The organism is Pseudomonas sp. OA65, from assembly GCF_017498305.1.
In the GTDB taxonomy this organism is placed as follows: domain Bacteria; phylum Pseudomonadota; class Gammaproteobacteria; order Pseudomonadales; family Pseudomonadaceae; genus Aquipseudomonas; species Aquipseudomonas zanjanensis.
This window is the reverse complement of sequence record NZ_JAGDEZ010000017.1, coordinates 60,534-78,501: the sequence shown is the minus strand read 5'-3', so window position 1 is coordinate 78,501 and position 17,968 is coordinate 60,534. Positions and strand designations below refer to the sequence as shown.

The following is a 17,968-nucleotide window of genomic DNA, read 5'->3' as shown; positions in this document are numbered from 1 at the left end:
CCCGAAATGATGGACATCAACGAGATTCGCGAATACCTGCCTCACCGTTACCCGTTCCTGCTGGTGGATCGGGTGGTGGACCTGGATGTTGAAGGCAAGCGCATTCGCGCCTATAAGAATGTCAGCATCAACGAGCCATTCTTCAATGGTCACTTCCCCGCGCATCCGATCATGCCGGGCGTATTGATCATCGAGGCGATGGCCCAGGCTGCCGGGATCCTTGGTTTCAAAATGCTCGACGTAAAACCTGCCGACGGCACGCTCTACTACTTCGTCGGTTCCGACAAGCTGCGCTTCCGCCAGCCGGTCACTCCGGGTGATCAATTGATCCTTGAAGCCAAGTTCATCAGTTGCAAGCGCCAGATCTGGAAGTTCGAATGCCAGGCTTCGGTCGACGGCAAGCCAGTCTGCTCCGCTGAAATCATCTGTGCGGAACGCAAACTATGAGTTTGATTGACCCTCGCGCAATCATCGATCCGACGGCCGTCCTGGCCGCCGATGTCGAGGTCGGCCCGTGGTCGATTGTCGGCGCAGGTGTGGAAATCGGCGAGGGTACGGTGATCGGTCCCCACGTAATTCTCAAGGGACCGACCCGGATTGGTCGTCACAATCGCATCTACCAGTTTTCCTCGGTAGGCGAGGACACGCCCGATCTCAAGTACAAAGGTGAAGAAACCCGCCTGGTCATTGGCGATCACAACGTGATCCGCGAAGGTGTGACGATTCACCGTGGCACTGTCCAGGACCGTTCCGAAACGACCCTGGGCGACCACAACCTGATCATGGCTTACGCACACATCGGCCACGACAGCGTGATTGGCAACCATTGCATCCTGGTCAACAACACCGCGTTGGCCGGCCATGTGCACGTGGACGATTGGGCGATCCTGTCCGGGTTCACCCTGGTGCACCAGTATTGCCACATCGGCGCCCACAGCTTTTCTGGCATGGGTACCGCCATCGGCAAGGATGTCCCGGCTTATGTCACGGTGTTCGGCAACCCAGCCGAAGCCCGCAGCATGAACTTCGAAGGCATGCGCCGTCGGGGTTTCAGTGAAGAGGCGATTACCGCGCTGCGCCGCGCCTATAAGGTGGTGTACCGCCAGGGCCTGACCGTCGAGCAGGCGCTCGCCGAACTTGCCGAGGCGTCGGCACAGCACCCGGAAGTCGCGATCTTCCGCGATTCCATCCAGTCTTCGACCCGCGGCATCACTCGCTGACCATGGCTAACGTGCGTGTTGCACTGGTGGCGGGAGAGGCTTCCGGTGACATTCTGGGCGCGGGCCTGATGCGAGCGCTCAAGGCGCAGCACCCCGCGGTGGAATTCATCGGTGTCGGCGGGCCGTTGATGCAGGCCGAGGGCCTGACCTCCTATTTTCCGATGGAACGCCTTTCCGTGATGGGCCTGGTGGAAGTGCTCGGTCGCCTGCGCGAGCTGCTGGCTCGACGCAAGAAGCTGATCCAGACCCTGATCGACGATAAACCGGATGTGTTCATCGGCATCGATGCGCCGGATTTCACCCTCACTATCGAACTCAAGTTGCGTCAGGCCGGGATCAAGACCGTGCACTACGTCAGCCCGTCGGTCTGGGCCTGGCGGCAGAAGCGCGTGCTGAAGATCCGCGAAGGCTGCGACCTGATGCTGACACTGCTGCCGTTCGAGGCCCGCTTCTACGAAGAAAAGGGCGTGCCGGTGCGGTTTGTCGGACACACCTTGGCCGATACCATTCCCCTGGAAGCCGACCGCGAGGCCGCTCGCCAGGCGTTGGGCCTGCCCGACGGGCCGCTGGTGGCCTTGATGCCGGGCAGCCGCGGTGGCGAAGTGAGTCGCCTGGGTGGCTTGTTCTTCGACGCCGCCGAACGTCTTCTGACGCTGCGCCCCGGTGTGCGTTTTGTCCTGCCATGTGCCAGTGCCCAGCGTCGCGTCCAACTGGAAGCCCTGTTGGACGGTCGCGATTTGCCGGTGACGTTGCTCGACGGTCGCTCCCATGACGCACTGGCGGCCTGTGATGCCGTGTTGATTGCCTCCGGCACGGCTACCCTTGAGGCGTTGTTGTACAAACGCCCGATGGTGGTCGCCTATCGCCTGGCGCCGCTGACGTTCTGGATTCTCAAACGCATGGTCAAGAGCCCCTACGTGTCCTTGCCGAACCTGCTGGCCCAGCGCCTGTTGGTGCCGGAACTGCTGCAGGACGATGCGACCGCCGAGGCGCTGGCCAGCACGCTGTTGCCCTTGATCGATGGCGGCGAGGAACAGACCCGGGGCTTTGATGAAATCCATCGTACCCTGCGTCGCGATGCCTCCAACCAGGCGGCTGACGCAGTACTGACCCTGATTGGCGCAAAACCATGAGCAACTCAAAGCTACAGATGGGCCTGGACTTCAACCTGGTCGCCGAAGTGGAAGAACTGGTGGCCGGTGTCGATGAAGTGGGGCGCGGCCCTTTGTGTGGCGCGGTGGTGACGGCGGCGGTGATTCTCGACCCGAACCGGCCGATCCTCGGGCTGAATGATTCGAAGAAGCTCACTGAGGCCCGTCGCGAAAAACTCTACGACGAAATCTGCGAGAAAGCCCTGAGCTGGTGCATCGCCCGGGCCGAAGTCGAAGAAATCGATGAACTCAATATCCTGCACGCCACCATGCTCGCCATGCAGCGTGCGGTGCAGGGCCTGCACATCACGCCGAAGCTGGCGATGATCGATGGCAATCGCTGCCCGAAACTGTCGATGCGCGCCGAAGCGGTGATCCAGGGCGACGGCAAGGTACCGGCCATTGCAGCGGCCTCGATCCTGGCCAAGGTCAGCCGTGACCGGGAAATGAGCGCCTTCGAATTGATCTACCCGGGCTACGGCATCGGCAGCCACAAGGGCTACCCGACCCCCGTGCACCTCGAAGCCCTGGGGCGCCTTGGGCCAACGCCCATTCATCGGCGCTCGTTCGCCCCGGTGCGGTTGGCTTATGAAGCTCGTGATGGGTTGATCGTGAGCGAGGGGTTCACCTGATTCATCGTGGCGAGGGAGCTTGCTCCCGCTTGGGTGCGAAGCGCCCATAAGAAGGGGGCTGCTGCGCAGCCCAGCGGGAGCAAGCTCCCTCGCCACGGGTTCAATCCTCAAGAGAATGGGTTGCTGGCTGATGTTTTACCCAAGGCCCGGTACAATCCGGGCCTTGTTGTTTTCATGACTTAACGCAGGATCACTATGCCGGCTTCATTCGTTCATCTACGCCTGCACACTGAATACTCCCTGGTCGACGGTCTGGTGCGGATCAAGCCCCTGGTCAAGACCCTGGTGGGCATGAACATGCCAGCCGTGGCGGTCACCGACCAGAACAACATGTGTTCGCTGGTCAAGTTCTACAAGGCCGCCATGGGCGCCGGGATCAAGCCGATCTGTGGCGCCGACCTGTGGCTGTCGAACAAGGACCCGGACGCGCCGCTGAGCCGTATCAGCCTGTTGGTGATGAACGCCGTGGGGTATCGCAACCTCACCGAGCTGATCTCCCGCGGTTTCATCGATGGCCAGCGCAACGGCTCGATCATCATCGAGCGTGAGTGGGTGGCCGAGGCCAGCGAAGGGCTGATCATGCTGTCGGCGGCCAAGGAAGGCGAAATCGGCCTGGCCCTGCTCAGTGGCGACCTCGACGAAGCCGAGACCCTGGCCCGCGACTGGATGGCGGTGTTCCCGGACCGCTTCTACATCGAAGTGCAGCGCACCCATCGCCCCAATGACGAAGAACACCTGCACGCCGCCGTGGCCCTGGCCGACAAGATCGGCGCGCCGCTGGTGGCGACCAACGACGTGCGATTCATCAAGCAAGAAGATTTCGAAGCCCACGAAACCCGCGTTTGCATCGGTGAGGGCCGGGCCCTCGACGACCCGCGTCGGTCGAAGAACTACAGCGACCAGCAATACCTCAAGAGCGCCGAGGAAATGGCCGAGTTGTTCAGCGACCTGCCCGAGGCGCTGGAAAACACCGTCGAGATCGCCAAGCGCTGCAACATCGACGTGAAGCTGGGCAAACACTTCCTGCCCAACTTCCCGATTCCCGATGGCATGACCATCGACGAGTATTTCCGCAAGGTGTCCTTCGATGGTCTTGAAGAACGCCTCAGCGTCCTGCTGCCCAAGGACACCACCGAAGATTACGAAGCCAAGCGCCAGGTCTATGTCGATCGGTTGAATTTCGAGCTGGATATCATCATCCAGATGGGCTTTCCCGGTTACTTCCTGATCGTGATGGACTTCATCCAGTGGGCCAAGAACAACGGCGTGCCCGTCGGCCCTGGCCGTGGATCGGGCGCCGGGTCGCTGGTGGCCTACGTGCAGAAGATCACCGACCTCGACCCGCTGGAATATGACCTGCTGTTCGAACGTTTCCTCAACCCGGAACGGGTCTCCATGCCCGACTTCGACGTCGACTTCTGCATGGACGGTCGCGACCGGGTGATCGACTACGTGGCCGAGAAATATGGCCGCAACGCGGTGAGCCAGATCATCACCTTCGGTTCCATGGCCGCCAAGGCGGTGGTGCGTGACGTGGCGCGGGTGCAGGGCAAGTCCTACGGTTTGGCGGATCGCCTGTCGAAGATGATTCCGTTCGAAGTCGGCATGACCCTGGAGAAGGCCTACGAGCAGGAAGAAATCCTGCGGGACTTCATCAAGGTCGACGAAGAGGCCGCGGAAATCTGGGAGATGGCCCGCAAGCTTGAGGGCGTGGTGCGTAACGTCGGCAAGCACGCCGGTGGCGTGGTGATCGCGCCGACCAAGCTGACGGACTTCTCGCCGATCTATTGCGACGAAGAAGGCGACGGCCTGGTGACCCAGTTCGACAAGGACGACGTCGAGGCGGCGGGCTTGGTGAAGTTCGACTTCCTCGGCCTGCGAACCCTGACGATCATCGACTGGGCGCTAAAGACCATCAATCGCGACCGGGCCAAGGTCGGCGAAGAGCCGCTGGACATTGCCTTCATCCCGCTGGATGACAAGCCGACCTACAGCCTGCTGCAAAAAGCCGAAACCACGGCGGTGTTCCAGCTTGAATCCCGGGGCATGAAGGAGCTGATCAAAAAGCTCAAGCCCGACTGCCTGGAAGACCTCATTGCACTGGTGGCCCTGTTCCGTCCGGGGCCTCTGCAATCGGGCATGGTGGATGACTTCATCAACCGTAAGCACGGCCGCGCCGAGCTGGCCTACCCGCACTCGGATTATCAGTACGAAGGCTTGAAGCCGGTGCTGGCACCGACCTACGGCATCATCCTGTATCAGGAACAGGTGATGCAGATTGCCCAGGTCATGGCCGGTTATACCCTCGGCGGTGCGGACATGCTGCGCCGGGCCATGGGTAAGAAAAAGCCCGAGGAAATGGCCAAGCAGCGCGGCGGTTTCATTGAGGGGTGCGCCACCAACGGCATCGACCCTGACCTGGCCGGTAACATTTTCGACCTGGTGGAAAAGTTCGCCGGCTACGGCTTCAACAAATCCCACTCCGCCGCCTATGGCCTGGTGTCGTACCAGACCGCGTGGCTGAAGGCGCACTACCCGGCGCCGTTCATGGCTGCGGTACTGTCGGCGGATATGCACAACACCGACAAGGTCGTGACCTTGATCGAAGAAGTGCGGACCATGAAGCTGCGTCTCGACGCGCCGGACGTGAACGCTTCGGAGTTCAAGTTCACGGTGAACGACGAAGGTCGCATCATCTATGGGCTTGGCGCGATCAAGGGCGTGGGCGAGGGGCCGGTGGAAGCTATCACCGAAGCGCGCCAGGATGGGCCGTTCAAGGATCTTTTCGACTTCTGTGCGCGGGTCGACCTCAAGCGCATCAACAAACGCACCCTCGACGGTTTGATCCGCAGTGGCGCCTTGGACCGGTTGGGGCCCTATTTTCACGATGAGCCCAAGGCCTACCAGGCCAACATCGACCGCAACCGCGCGGTGTTACTGGCGGCGATGGAAGAAGCGATCAAGGCCGCCGAACAGACCGCCCGCACCCACGACAGCGGCCACGCCGACCTGTTTGGCGGGCTGTTCGTCGAGGAGGATGCCGATGTCTACGGCAACCATCGCAAGGCCAAGGAGCTGACGCTCAAGGAACGTCTCAAGGGTGAAAAAGACACCCTGGGCCTGTACCTGACGGGGCACCCGATCGACGAATACGAAGGCGAGATTCGCCGCTTCGCTCGTCAGCGCATCATCGACCTCAAGCCGGCGCGCGACACCCAGACCGTCGCCGGCATGATCATCGCCCTGCGGGTGATGAAGAACAAAAAGGGCGACAAGATGGGCTTCATCACCCTCGACGACCGCTCCGGGCGCATCGAGGCCTCATTATTCGCCGATGCGTTCCATTCGGCGCAATCGCTGTTGCAGACCGACGCGATGGTGGTGGTGGAAGGCGAGGTCAGCAACGATGACTTCTCCGGTGGCCTGCGGCTGCGGGTCAAGCGGGTGATGAGCATGGAAGATGCCCGTACCAACCTGGCCGAGAGCCTGCGCCTGAAGTTGCAGACCCAGGATCTCAAGGGCGATCAGCTACGCTGGTTGGGCGAATTGTTCAAGCGCCATCGCGGTGCTTGCCCGATCACCATGGAATACGTGCGCCCCGATGCCAAGGCCGTGCTGCAGTTCGGCGAAGGTTGGCGGATCGATCCGGCGGATGCGTTGATTCAAGCCTTGCGTGACCAGTTCGGCAAAGACAACGTCTTCCTCCAATACCGTTGACGGCCAGGGGCCACTGTTGAAACCGGAAAGCCCCTGATCTCGACCCGAATTTTTAATCTCGACCTGAACGCGCCTCTCCCTTAAGGTAGGGCGCGAATAGACAACCGGCCGGCCCAAGCTCTCTTGGACGTCGACCCAAGACGGACGCCTATGAACCCGAATTTTCTAGATTTCGAACAGCCGATCGCCGACCTGCAAGCCAAGATCGAAGAGTTGCGCTTGGTCGGTAATGACAATTCGCTGAATATCGGCGATGAAATCTCTCGTCTGCAGGACAAAAGCCGCACGCTGACCGAAGACATCTTCGGCAAGCTGACCAGCTGGCAGATTGCCCGCCTGGCGCGGCACCCGCGTCGTCCCTACACCCTGGACTACATCGACCACATCTTCACCGAGTTCGATGAGCTGCACGGCGACCGTCACTTCTCCGACGACGCCGCGATCGTCGGCGGCGTTGCCCGTCTGGACGACCAGCCGGTGATGGTCATCGGTCATCAGAAAGGCCGCGAAGTGCGCGAGAAAGTGCGCCGCAACTTCGGCATGCCGCGTCCGGAAGGCTACCGCAAGGCGTGCCGCCTGATGGAAATGGCCGAGCGCTTTAAGATGCCAATCCTGACTTTCATCGACACCCCAGGCGCCTACCCGGGCATCGACGCCGAAGAGCGCAACCAGAGCGAAGCGATTGCCTGGAACCTGCGCGTCATGGCACGCCTGAAAACCCCGATCATCGCCACCGTGATTGGCGAGGGCGGTTCCGGCGGTGCGCTGGCCATTGGCGTCTGCGACCAGTTGAACATGCTGCAATATTCCACCTATGCGGTGATCTCGCCGGAAGGCTGCGCCTCGATCCTGTGGAAAACCGCCGAGAAGGCACCGGATGCCGCTGAAGCCATGGGCATTACCGCCGAGCGTCTCAAGGGCTTGGGCATCGTTGATAAAGTGATCAACGAGCCAGTGGGCGGTGCCCATCGCGATCCAGCCGCAGCCGCAGCGCTGATTCGTGCGGAGCTGAGCTCGCAGTTGTCGATGCTCAAGAAGTTCGACAACGACGCGCTGCTGACCCGTCGCTATGAGCGGTTGATGAGCTACGGTCTCTGATCGAACTGCAACACCCATGTGGGAGCGAGCCTGCTCGCGAAAGCGGATTGACATTCAACGGATGAGTTGACTGATACACCGCTTTCGCGAGCAGGCTCGCTCCCACAGTTGTTTGTGACAAGGCTGACTCCTATGAACTCAAGCGCGGATCTGCCAACCCGGCTCCTCACACAGCTATCCCCCTGGCGCAACGCCGCCACCTGGCGCATCGCCTTCTCCGGTGGTCTCGACTCCACCGTCCTGCTGCACCTGCTCGCGACCCTTTCGCAACGCCAACCCCTGCCCGCGCTGAGCGCCATCCATGTGCATCACGGCCTCCAGGCGGTGGCTGAGGCGTGGCCGGATCATTGCCGTTCGGTCTGCGCGGCCCTGGGCGTGCCGTTGGACGTGGTGAATGTGCAAGTGCGCCCCGGCGCCAGTGTCGAGCGCGCGGCTCGAGAGGCGCGTTACGCGGCCTTCGTCGCGGCGATCGGCAGCAACGAAATGCTGCTCACCGCCCAGCATCGCGATGACCAGGCCGAAACCCTGCTGTTTCGCCTGCTGCGGGGGGCGGGGGTGAGGGGCTTGGCGGCGATGCCTCGGCAGCGACCCTTGGGCCAGGGCCATCTGCTACGGCCGTTGCTCGATGTGTCCCGGGCGGAGTTGGAGGGCTATGCGACGCAACAGGGCTTGAGCTGGATCGACGACCCGTCCAACGATGATCAACGGTACGCGCGCAACTACCTGCGCCAACGGATTTTTCCGGCGCTGGCCGATCACTGGCCGCAAGCCTCGACAACCCTGGCCCGCAGCGCGGCGCACATGGGCGAAGCCCAGGGCTTGCTGGATGACTTGGCGCGGATCGACCTGGCCCAGGCCGCGACCCCGTGTGCGTTTGACTGGCTTGGGCTGCAATCCCTGGCGCTGGCGCCGTTACGGGCGTTGTCGGCGGCCCGTCAGCGCAATGCCTTGAGCCACTGGCTGGTGCCGCTGACCCTGCTGCCCGACAGCGATCACTGGGCGGGCTGGGATTCGTTGCGCGATGCCGCGGACGATGCCCGGCCAGTCTGGCGCCTGGCCGGCGGCGAGTTGCGCCGGGCCGGCGGGCGGGTCTGGTGGTTATCCGACCACTGGCTATCTTCGCCGCCAAGTGCCGGCGACTGGGCGGATCCGGCGGTTGCGCTGCGCTTGCCGGGCAATGGCAGGGTGGCACTCACCGGCAAGCCGCCTGCGGGACCGCTTAGCGTGCGCTATCGTCAAGGCGGCGAGGTGCTGGCGTTAGCGGGTCGTGGTCATCGTGATCTCAAGCGTTTACTCAATGAAAAAGCCGTGCCGTCGTTCGTTCGCGACCGATTGCCGCTGCTCTATCAGGGCGAGCAATTGCTGGCGGTGGCCAACCTGGTCGGGCTCGATGCACAGGCTGATGGCAGTTGGCAATTGACCTGGACGCCAGGAAACCAAGATCTGGGTTTGAGCTGAAAGGGGCTTTCCGGTAGACTACGCTCCCTTCTTGATACAACTTCTGTGGATTCGCCTGAATTGCAGGAGTTGCCGATTACCAAGCAGTCTTTGCTGGGCGATTCCAAAAAATGTGTAGCGAGCAACGTACCGGTGATTTCACTTCCGGTCTGTCCCAACGCGGCGGTTTTTTTGAAAGGTGCACTGTGATTAATGCAGGTGATCGGGGGCTTCGGCCTTCCTTCGCTTTCCCCGGCGGCTCGGACCGCTTTAACGCAGACTTCTAGGGTTTTTCATGACGCGCTACATATTCGTCACGGGCGGTGTTGTTTCTTCATTGGGGAAAGGCATTGCCTCGGCTTCATTGGCGGCCATCCTGGAGGCGCGGGGACTTAAGGTCACCATGCTCAAGCTGGACCCGTACATCAACGTTGACCCGGGCACCATGAGCCCGTTCCAGCACGGTGAAGTGTTCGTCACCCACGACGGCGCCGAGACCGACCTGGACCTGGGCCACTACGAGCGGTTCATCCGCACGACCATGACCCAGAACAACAACTTCACCACCGGCCGTGTCTATGAGCACGTGCTGCGCAAGGAACGTCGTGGTGACTACCTGGGCGCGACCATCCAGGTCATCCCGCACATCACCGACGAAATCAAGCGCCGCATCATCAAGGGTGCCGGCGACGCCGACGTGGCGATGGTCGAGATCGGCGGTACCGTGGGCGATATCGAGTCCCAGCCGTTCCTCGAAGCCATCCGCCAGTTGCGGTTCGAAATCGGCGCCAAGCGCGCGATGCTGATGCACCTGACACTGGTGCCGTACATCGCCACCGCTGGCGAAACCAAGACCAAGCCAACCCAGCACTCGGTCAAGGAACTGCGCTCCATCGGCCTGCAGCCGGACGTGCTGATCTGCCGCTCCGATCATCCGATCGACATCTCGTCGCGTCGCAAGATCGCTCAGTTCACCAACGTTGAAGAGCGCGCGGTCATCGGCCTGGAAGACGCCGACACCATCTACAAGATCCCGGGCATCCTGCACTCCCAAGGCCTGGACGATTTCGTCGTCGAGCGTTTCGGCCTGCAATGTGCCGGCGCCGATCTGTCCGAATGGGACGCCGTGGTCGATGCCAAGCTCAATCCGGAACACGAAGTGACCATCGCCATGGTCGGCAAGTACATGGAGCTGCTGGATGCCTACAAGTCGCTGATCGAAGCGATGAGCCACGCCGGTATCAGCAACCGCACCAAGGTCAACCTGCGCTACATCGATTCCGAAGACATCGAGAACCAGGGCACCGGCCTGCTCGAAGGCGCCGATGCGATCCTCGTACCGGGCGGCTTCGGCCTGCGGGGCGTGGAAGGCAAGATCACCGCCGTGCAATACGCTCGTGAAAACAAGGTGCCTTACCTGGGGATCTGCCTGGGGATGCAAGTGGCGGTCATCGAGTTCGCCCGTAACGTGCTGGGCTGGAAAGACGCCAACTCCACCGAATTCGATCGCGCCAGCGGCCATCCGGTCGTGGGCCTGATCACCGAGTGGGAAGATGCCACCGGCGCGGTGGAAGTACGTACCGAAAGCTCCGACCTGGGCGGCACCATGCGTCTCGGTGCCCAGGAATGCCTGCTCGAGGCCGGCTCCAAGGTGCACGATTGCTACGCCAAGGATGTGATTGTCGAGCGTCACCGTCATCGCTACGAAGTGAACAATAACCTGCTGCCACAACTGATCGAGGCTGGCTTGAAAATCTCCGGACGTTCCGGTGACGGCGCGCTGGTGGAAGTGGTCGAGGCCCCGGACCATCCATGGTTCGTCGCCTGCCAGTTCCACCCCGAGTTCACCTCGACGCCACGGGACGGTCATCCGTTGTTCAGCGGTTTCGTGAAGGCCGCTTTGGCTCAACACCAGAAAAAGGCATAAGACGATGGCCCAGAAGATCATCCGCGTCGGCGACATCGAGATTGCCAACGACAAGCCGATGGTGCTGTTCGGCGGCATGAACGTGCTGGAAAGCCGCGACATGGCGATGCAGGTTTGCGAAGAGTACGTGAAGGTCACCCAGAAGCTGGGGATCCCTTATGTATTCAAGGCCAGCTTCGACAAGGCCAACCGCTCGTCCGTGACGTCCTACCGTGGCCCGGGCCTGGAAGAAGGCATGCGGATCTTCCAGGACATCAAGCAAGCCTTTGGCGTGCCGATCATCACCGACGTCCACGAGCCTGCCCAGGCCGCGGTCGTCGCCGAGGTCTGCGACATCATCCAGTTGCCGGCCTTCCTGTCGCGCCAGACCGACCTGGTGGTCGCGATGGCCAAGACCGGCGCGGTGATCAACATCAAGAAGGCCCAGTTCCTCGCGCCCCAGGAGATGAAACACATCCTGAGCAAGTGCGAAGAGGCCGGCAATGACCAGTTGATCCTCTGCGAGCGCGGTTCGAGCTTCGGCTACAACAACCTCGTGGTGGACATGCTCGGCTTCGGCATCATGAAGCAGTTTGAATACCCGGTGTTCTTTGACGTGACGCACGCCTTGCAGATGCCCGGTGGTCGTTCCGACTCCGCCGGCGGTCGTCGCGCCCAGGTCACCGATCTGGCCAAGGCGGGCATGAGCCAGTCCCTGGCCGGTCTGTTCCTCGAGGCCCACCCCGATCCAGACAACGCCAAGTGCGATGGTCCTTGTGCCTTGCGTTTGAACAAGCTGGAACCTTTCCTGTCTCAGCTCAAGTCGCTGGATGAGCTGGTCAAGGGTTTTCCGACGATAGAAACCGCGTAACGCGGTTTTCTCCGGTAAAGTACCGCTCGATTATCGCTCTGGCCCGCTGGCCGCACTGCTCTTGTGGGAGCATGGCTTGCCAGCGATGGTGCCCTTGAGGCCCCCATCGCCGGCAAGCGGTGCTCTTGTGGCGAGGGAGCTTGCTGTGGCGAGGGAGCTTGCTCCCGCTGGAGCGCGAAGCGCTCCCATTCGGTCTCTTCCGGCTGAATCGCAGCTGTGAGCGAGCAAGTTTTCTGCAACGTTCTAGTCAACTTTGGAGTGTTTACAACAATGGCAAAAATCGTCGACATCAAAGGTCGTGAAGTTCTCGACTCCCGTGGCAACCCCACTGTTGAAGCGGACGTGCTTCTCGACAACGGCATCATCGGCAGCGCGTGCGCGCCGTCCGGTGCTTCCACTGGCTCGCGCGAAGCGCTGGAGCTGCGTGATGGCGACAAGAGCCGTTACCTGGGCAAGGGCGTGCTCAAAGCCGTTGCCAACATCAACGGTCCGATCCGTGAACTGTTGCTGGGCAAGGATCCTGCCGATCAGAAAGCCCTCGATCACGCGATGATCAAGCTCGACGGTACCGAAAACAAAGCCACCCTGGGCGCCAACGCGATCCTCGCCGTGTCCCTGGCCGCTGCCAAGGCTGCTGCCCAGGACCAGGACCTGCCACTGTACGCACACATCGCCAACCTCAACGGTACCCCGGGTGTCTACTCGATGCCGGTGCCGATGATGAACATCATCAACGGCGGCGAGCATGCCGATAACAACGTCGACATCCAGGAATTCATGGTGCAGCCGGTTGGCGCCAAGACCTTCTCCGAAGGCCTGCGCATGGGCACCGAGATTTTCCATCACCTCAAGGCCGTGCTGAAAGCCCGTGGCCTGAGCACCGCCGTTGGCGACGAAGGCGGTTTCGCACCGAACCTGGCGTCCAACGAAGATGCGCTGAAAGTGATCTCCGAAGCCGTGGCCAACGCTGGTTACACGCTGGGCACTGACGTGACCCTGGCCTTGGACTGCGCCGCCAGTGAATTCTACGAAGACGGCAAGTACAACCTGTCCGGCGAAGGCCAGGTGTTCACCGCCGAAGGTTTCGCCGACTACCTCAAGGGCCTGACCGAGCGTTATCCGATCATCTCCATCGAAGACGGCCTGGACGAGTCCGACTGGGCCGGCTGGAAAATCCTCACCGACAAGATCGGCGAGAAGACCCAACTGGTGGGCGACGACCTGTTCGTGACCAACACCAAGATCCTGAAAGAGGGCATCGACAAGAAGATCGCCAACTCGATCCTGATCAAGTTCAACCAGATCGGCACACTGACCGAAACCCTGGAAGCCATCCAGATGGCCAAGGCTGCCGGCTACACCGCCGTGATCTCCCACCGCTCCGGCGAAACCGAAGACTCGACCATTGCCGACCTGGCCGTGGGCACTGCGGCAGGCCAGATCAAGACTGGTTCGCTGTGCCGCTCCGACCGCGTTTCCAAGTACAACCAACTGCTGCGTATCGAAGAGCAGTTGAATGGCAAGGCCAAGTACAACGGTCGCGCCGAGTTTCGCGGTTAAGCGGTAAATGGTAAAAAGACAGCGGGTTAGCTCGTAAAGGTCGCCATGATGGCGGTTTTGCCTCTAATCTGATGCCTTATCAAGCACAAGCCTGGGTTCTCCAGGCTTCGTGCTATCAGACGCTTCAAAGTTTGGCATGGCGGTCTTTTTTCACTGGATACCTGATATTCGATGCGCAGTCCCAATTGGTTGTTTCTTGTCTTGCTCCTGTTGCTGGCCGGCCTGCAGTACCGCCTGTGGGTGGGTAATGGCAGCCTGGCGCAAGTGGCCGACCTGACTCAGCAAATTGCCGATCAACACGCCGAGAACGAGGCGTTGCTGGAGCGTAATCGGGTGATGGACGCCGAAGTGACCGAGTTGAAAAAAGGCATGGAGACCGTTGAAGAACGGGCTCGACATGAACTGGGCATGGTCAAGGAGGGCGAAACCCTCTACCAGTTGGCCCAATGAGCATTCGTTTGCCGGCCTTCTGGGCCGTGATTCCCGCCGCGGGCGTTGGTGCTCGCATGGCCGCCGACCGTCCCAAGCAATACCTGCAATTGGGCGGACGCACAATTCTTGAACACAGCCTTGGCTGCTTTCTCGATCACCCCACCGTCAAGGGTGTGGTGGTCAGCCTTGCCCATGATGATCCTTACTGGCCGACCCTGGCCTGCGCCAACGACACGCGCATCCAGCGCGTTGACGGTGGCGAACAACGTTCGGATTCGGTGCTCAATGCGTTGTTGCACCTTCACGAGCAGGGCGCCGATGATTTCGATTGGGTACTGGTGCACGACGCCGCCCGGCCCAACCTGTCTCGGGACGATTTGGACACACTGCTAAGCGAGTTGGCGAACGACCCGGTCGGTGGTCTGCTGGCCGTCCCGGCGCGCGACACCCTCAAGCGCGTCGACAAGCATGGCCGTGTGCTGGAAACCGTTGATCGCAGCGTGATCTGGCAAGCCTACACACCGCAAATGTTCCGCCTCGGTGCCTTGCATCGGGCCCTGGCCGACAGCTTGGTGGCGGATGCGGTGATTACCGACGAAGCCTCTGCCATGGAATGGGCGGGGCAGGCGCCTCGGTTGATCGAAGGGCGGGCGGATAACATCAAGGTCACCCGGCCGGAAGACCTGGAGTGGTTGCGTCAGCGGTGGGCGAATCGGCGTTAAGCGAGAAATGGAGGCGTCTTCTGAATCGCCATCGCGAGCAGGCTCGCTCCCACAAGGGATTTTGGCTGCACACAAAATTTGTATCCGCTGAAGATCCACTGTGGGAGCGAGCCTGCTCGCGATAGCAATCGCCCAGGCAATATAAAAACCAGAGTTACCCCCGGTACTCCGGCCGCTCAGCCAACCCCCCCTTCAAATAATCCACCAACTTGCGCACCTTTGGCGACAGATGCCGCTGCTGCGGATACAGCGCCCACACCGCCGTATTCGGCGGCTGATGAGCCTCCAGCAGCGAGATCAACGCACCACTGTGCAAATGCTCCAGCACGTAATAATCCGGCAACTGACACAACCCCACCCCTTGCAGCGCCGCATCGAGCACCGCTTGCCCACTGTTGCAGCGCCAGTTTCCCTGCACGCGCTGGGAAAATTCCCGCCCGTTCTGCTCCAGTTGCCACATGTCGGAGCTGCCGATCAGGCAATTGTGGCGGCTCAGCTCCGACACGCTATGGGGGCGGCCGTAGCGTTCCAGGTAAGAGGGTGAGGCGCATAGGTACATGCGTCGCGGTGCCAGGCGCGTGGCGACCAGGCGCGAGTCCTGTAAGCGACCCAGGCGAATCGCCAGGTCCAGGCTCTCATGCACCAAGTCCAGTGGGCGATTGCTCAACTCGATGTCGACCCGAAGTTGCGGGTAAAGCCCCATGAACCGCGTCACCAACGGCACGATGAACCGCTCGCCATAAGCCACGGCACAGGTCATGCGCAGCATGCCCTTGGGTTCGCTGGTCAGATCGCCGACGGCTCGCAGTGCTTCCTCGCGTCCATCTTGAAGACGCTGGCAATGCTGCAAAAAGGTTTGTCCGGCTTCGGTCAGTGTCACGCGGCGGGTACTGCGGTAGAGCAAGCGCGTCTGTAGACGCTCTTCAAGCCGTACGATTTGTCGACTGATATGGGAAGACGACACCCCGAGGCGTTCGGCGGCGGCAGTGAATTGGCTGCATTCGGCCACGGCCACGAACTCGTCGATGCCTTCCCAGCGGTTATCGGACATGAAGATTATCCCTGTGCAGCAATAATATTTTGCTTTTGGCTGGATTATTCATTGTCCAGCGGAGGATTACACTCCCGGTCTTGTTTTTATTTGCTGGAGAATCCGGATGATCAAGTCGCGCGCTGCCGTTGCCTTCGAGGCCAAGAAACCCCTGGAAATCGTTGAAGTCGACGTGGCCATGCCCAAGGCGGGCGAGGTGCTGTTGCGCGTGGTGGCTTCCGGCGTCTGCCACACCGACGCCTATACCTTGTCGGGCGCCGACCCGGAAGGGATCTTCCCGTCGATCCTCGGTCACGAAGGCGGCGCGATTGTCGAAGCCATCGGCGAAGGCGTGACCTCGGTCGCGGTGGGGGACCATGTGATTCCGCTGTACACGCCGGAGTGCGGGCAGTGCAAATTCTGTAAGTCGGGCAAGACCAACCTCTGCCAGGCGATTCGCGCCACCCAGGGTAAAGGCCTGATGCCGGACGGCACCTCGCGCTTTTCCTACAAGGGCGAGACGATTTTCCACTACATGGGCACCTCGACGTTCTCCGAGTACACCGTGTTGCCGGAAATCTCCGTCGCGAAGATCCCAAAAGAAGCGCCGCTGGAAAAAGTCTGCCTGCTGGGTTGTGGCGTCACCACCGGCATCGGCGCGGTGCTCAACACCGCCAAGGTCAAGCCGGGTGATACCGTGGCGATCTTCGGCCTGGGCGGCATCGGCCTGTCGGCGGTGATCGGTGCCGTGAAGGCCAAGGCTGCGCGGATCATCGCCATCGACATCAACCCGGCCAAGTTCGAAATCGCCAAGCAACTGGGTGCCACCGATTGCGTCAATCCGAAAGACTTCGACCGTCCGATCCAGGAAGTCATCGTCGACATGACGGACGGCGGCGTGGACTTTTCCTTCGAGTGCATCGGCAATGTCCAGCTGATGCGTGCCGCCCTGGAGTGCTGCCACAAAGGCTGGGGCGAGTCGGTGATCATCGGCGTGGCCGGTGCTGGCCAGGAAATCGCCACCCGTCCATTCCAACTGGTGACCGGGCGCGTCTGGCGCGGTTCGGCCTTTGGCGGCGTGCGCGGTCGCAGCGAGTTGCCAAGCTACGTGGAAATGGCCGGGAAGGGCGAGATCCCGCTGGATACTTTCATCACCCACACCATGGGCCTGGAAGATATCAACAAGGCGTTCGACCTGATGCATGAAGGCAAGAGCATCCGTACCGTCATTCATTTCTGAGGAGCAGCCACAAGCTTCAAGCCATAAGCTGCAAGTCGGTTCACTGCCCACTTGCAGCTTGAAGCTTGCCGCTTGCAGCTGATGTATTGCCCATGAACCTCGAAAACATCTCTTGCCAGAAAAGCTTCGGCGGCTGGCACAAGCGTTACCGGCACCGTTCCGACGTGCTGGGCTGTGACATGGTGTTTGCCGTGTACCTGCCGCCGCAAGCCGAGCAGGGCGGCAAGTTGCCGGTGCTGTATTGGTTGTCCGGGCTGACCTGCACCGACGAGAACTTTATGCAGAAGGCTGGCGCCCAGCGCATGGCCGCCGAGCTGGGCCTGATCATCGTCGCGCCGGACACCAGCCCTCGTGGCGCCGACGTGCCGGGCGATCCGGACAACGCCTGGGACTTCGGCCTGGGGGCGGGGTTTTATCTGAACGCCACGCAGGATCCGTGGGCGCGGCACTATCGGATGCATGACTACGTGGTGCAGGAATTGCCGGCGCTGGTCGAAGCGCATTTCCCTGCTTCGGACAAACGCGGCATCAGCGGTCACTCCATGGGCGGCCACGGAGCGCTGATCTGCGCCTTGCGCAACCCGGGGCGCTACCGTTCGGTGTCGGCCTTTTCGCCGATCAACAACCCGATGGATTGCCCATGGGGACAGAAGGCTTTCTCCCGTTACCTGGGAGAAGATCGCTCGAAATGGCGGGAATGGGATGCCTGTGCATTGATTGCCGAGGCGCAGGAGAAGCTGCCATTGCTGGTGGACCAGGGTGATCGTGATGATTTCCTGGCCAATCAACTCAAGCCCGAAGCCTTGCAACAGGCGGCCAAATCCGCCGATCATCCGTTGGAGCTGCGCCTGCAACCAGGCTACGACCACAGTTACTTCTTCATCGCCAGCTTCATTGACGACCACTTGCAGCATCATGCGCGCGCTCTGAACGCCTAATGCAGGTAGAATCA

General features: G+C 61.2%; 15 protein-coding genes. 14 read left to right on the top strand and 1 reads right to left on the bottom strand.

The window, feature by feature from the left end:
- The first annotated feature begins 6 nt into the window (after positions 1-6).
- From fabZ to ispD, 12 genes are all read left to right on the top strand, one after another.
- Entirely contained in the window at positions 7-447 is a 441-nt protein-coding gene (gene fabZ, locus J3361_RS16400; RefSeq protein WP_003184897.1) for a 3-hydroxyacyl-ACP dehydratase FabZ, read from the top strand.
- Positions 444-1,220, top strand: coding sequence for an acyl-ACP--UDP-N-acetylglucosamine O-acyltransferase (gene lpxA / locus J3361_RS16395; protein ID WP_003198252.1), 777 nt, complete (start codon positions 444-446; stop codon positions 1,218-1,220). Before fabZ ends, lpxA begins: the two co-directional genes overlap by 4 nt.
- 2 nt (positions 1,221-1,222) lie before the next feature.
- The gene (lpxB, locus tag J3361_RS16390) at positions 1,223-2,353 is read left to right on the top strand and encodes a lipid-A-disaccharide synthase (RefSeq protein ID WP_207965451.1); all 1,131 of its coding nucleotides are present in this window, start codon (positions 1,223-1,225) and stop codon (positions 2,351-2,353) included.
- Complete coding sequence (rnhB, locus tag J3361_RS16385; RefSeq protein ID WP_207965450.1) at positions 2,350-3,003, top strand: ribonuclease HII; 654 nt, start codon at positions 2,350-2,352, stop codon at positions 3,001-3,003. The genes lpxB and rnhB overlap by 4 nt, the downstream gene beginning before the upstream one ends.
- A 195-nt stretch (positions 3,004-3,198) precedes the next feature.
- Positions 3,199-6,720, top strand: a complete 3,522-nt coding sequence (dnaE, locus tag J3361_RS16380; protein ID WP_207965449.1) for a DNA polymerase III subunit alpha — start codon at positions 3,199-3,201, stop codon at positions 6,718-6,720.
- A gap of 150 nt (positions 6,721-6,870) precedes the next feature.
- Positions 6,871-7,818, top strand: coding sequence for an acetyl-CoA carboxylase carboxyltransferase subunit alpha (locus tag J3361_RS16375; RefSeq protein ID WP_053182408.1), 948 nt, complete (start codon positions 6,871-6,873; stop codon positions 7,816-7,818).
- A gap of 132 nt (positions 7,819-7,950) precedes the next feature.
- Entirely contained in the window at positions 7,951-9,276 is a 1,326-nt protein-coding gene (gene tilS, locus J3361_RS16370; protein ID WP_207965448.1) for a tRNA lysidine(34) synthetase TilS, read from the top strand.
- A 274-nt stretch (positions 9,277-9,550) separates the two neighbouring features.
- Complete coding sequence (locus J3361_RS16365; protein WP_207965447.1) at positions 9,551-11,182, top strand: CTP synthase; 1,632 nt, start codon at positions 9,551-9,553, stop codon at positions 11,180-11,182.
- 4 nt (positions 11,183-11,186) lie between these two features.
- Complete coding sequence (gene kdsA, locus J3361_RS16360; protein WP_122565457.1) at positions 11,187-12,032, top strand: 3-deoxy-8-phosphooctulonate synthase; 846 nt, start codon at positions 11,187-11,189, stop codon at positions 12,030-12,032.
- A 270-nt stretch (positions 12,033-12,302) separates the two neighbouring features.
- Positions 12,303-13,592 carry a phosphopyruvate hydratase gene (gene eno, locus J3361_RS16355; RefSeq protein ID WP_207965446.1) on the top strand — a complete coding sequence of 430 codons (1,290 nt, stop codon included), beginning with the start codon at positions 12,303-12,305 and terminating at the stop codon, positions 13,590-13,592.
- A 171-nt stretch (positions 13,593-13,763) separates the two neighbouring features.
- Positions 13,764-14,042 (top strand): cell division protein FtsB, encoded by a 279-nt coding sequence (gene ftsB / locus J3361_RS16350; protein ID WP_003184873.1) that lies wholly within the window; start codon positions 13,764-13,766, stop codon positions 14,040-14,042.
- Complete coding sequence (ispD, locus tag J3361_RS16345; protein ID WP_207965445.1) at positions 14,039-14,746, top strand: 2-C-methyl-D-erythritol 4-phosphate cytidylyltransferase; 708 nt, start codon at positions 14,039-14,041, stop codon at positions 14,744-14,746. Before ftsB ends, ispD begins: the two co-directional genes overlap by 4 nt.
- A 154-nt stretch (positions 14,747-14,900) precedes the next feature.
- On the opposite strand, the gene J3361_RS16340 is transcribed toward ispD, so the two are convergent.
- The gene (locus tag J3361_RS16340) at positions 14,901-15,797 is read right to left on the bottom strand and encodes a LysR substrate-binding domain-containing protein (RefSeq protein ID WP_207965444.1); all 897 of its coding nucleotides are present in this window, start codon (positions 15,795-15,797) and stop codon (positions 14,901-14,903) included.
- Between the two features lie 106 nt (positions 15,798-15,903).
- Here J3361_RS16340 and J3361_RS16335 point away from each other — a divergent pair, with 106 nt between their 5' ends.
- On the top strand, positions 15,904-17,016 hold the full coding sequence (locus J3361_RS16335; protein ID WP_186705510.1) for an S-(hydroxymethyl)glutathione dehydrogenase/class III alcohol dehydrogenase: 1,113 nt from the start codon (positions 15,904-15,906) through the stop codon (positions 17,014-17,016).
- A gap of 86 nt (positions 17,017-17,102) precedes the next feature.
- Entirely contained in the window at positions 17,103-17,954 is an 852-nt protein-coding gene (gene fghA / locus J3361_RS16330) for an S-formylglutathione hydrolase (RefSeq protein ID WP_207965479.1), read from the top strand.
- Positions 17,955-17,968 lie beyond the last annotated feature (14 nt).

What these genes read in the sequence shown, in the direction of transcription:
- dnaE (WP_207965449.1), top strand. Translation starts at nt 3,199, where the DNA reads ATGCCGGCTTCATTCGTTCATCTACGCCTGCACACTGAATACTCCCTG.
- eno (WP_207965446.1), top strand. Translation starts at nt 12,303, where the DNA reads ATGGCAAAAATCGTCGACATCAAAGGTCGTGAAGTTCTCGACTCCCGT.
- J3361_RS16335 (WP_186705510.1), top strand. Translation starts at nt 15,904, where the DNA reads ATGATCAAGTCGCGCGCTGCCGTTGCCTTCGAGGCCAAGAAACCCCTG.
- J3361_RS16340 (WP_207965444.1), bottom strand. Translation starts at nt 15,797, where the DNA reads ATGTCCGATAACCGCTGGGAAGGCATCGACGAGTTCGTGGCCGTGGCC.
- ispD (WP_207965445.1), top strand. Translation starts at nt 14,039, where the DNA reads ATGAGCATTCGTTTGCCGGCCTTCTGGGCCGTGATTCCCGCCGCGGGC.
- lpxA (WP_003198252.1), top strand. Translation starts at nt 444, where the DNA reads ATGAGTTTGATTGACCCTCGCGCAATCATCGATCCGACGGCCGTCCTG.
- kdsA (WP_122565457.1), top strand. Translation starts at nt 11,187, where the DNA reads ATGGCCCAGAAGATCATCCGCGTCGGCGACATCGAGATTGCCAACGAC.
- J3361_RS16365 (WP_207965447.1), top strand. Translation starts at nt 9,551, where the DNA reads ATGACGCGCTACATATTCGTCACGGGCGGTGTTGTTTCTTCATTGGGG.
- fabZ (WP_003184897.1), top strand. Translation starts at nt 7, where the DNA reads ATGATGGACATCAACGAGATTCGCGAATACCTGCCTCACCGTTACCCG.
- ftsB (WP_003184873.1), top strand. Translation starts at nt 13,764, where the DNA reads ATGCGCAGTCCCAATTGGTTGTTTCTTGTCTTGCTCCTGTTGCTGGCC.
- rnhB (WP_207965450.1), top strand. Translation starts at nt 2,350, where the DNA reads ATGAGCAACTCAAAGCTACAGATGGGCCTGGACTTCAACCTGGTCGCC.
- J3361_RS16375 (WP_053182408.1), top strand. Translation starts at nt 6,871, where the DNA reads ATGAACCCGAATTTTCTAGATTTCGAACAGCCGATCGCCGACCTGCAA.
- lpxB (WP_207965451.1), top strand. Translation starts at nt 1,223, where the DNA reads ATGGCTAACGTGCGTGTTGCACTGGTGGCGGGAGAGGCTTCCGGTGAC.
- tilS (WP_207965448.1), top strand. Translation starts at nt 7,951, where the DNA reads ATGAACTCAAGCGCGGATCTGCCAACCCGGCTCCTCACACAGCTATCC.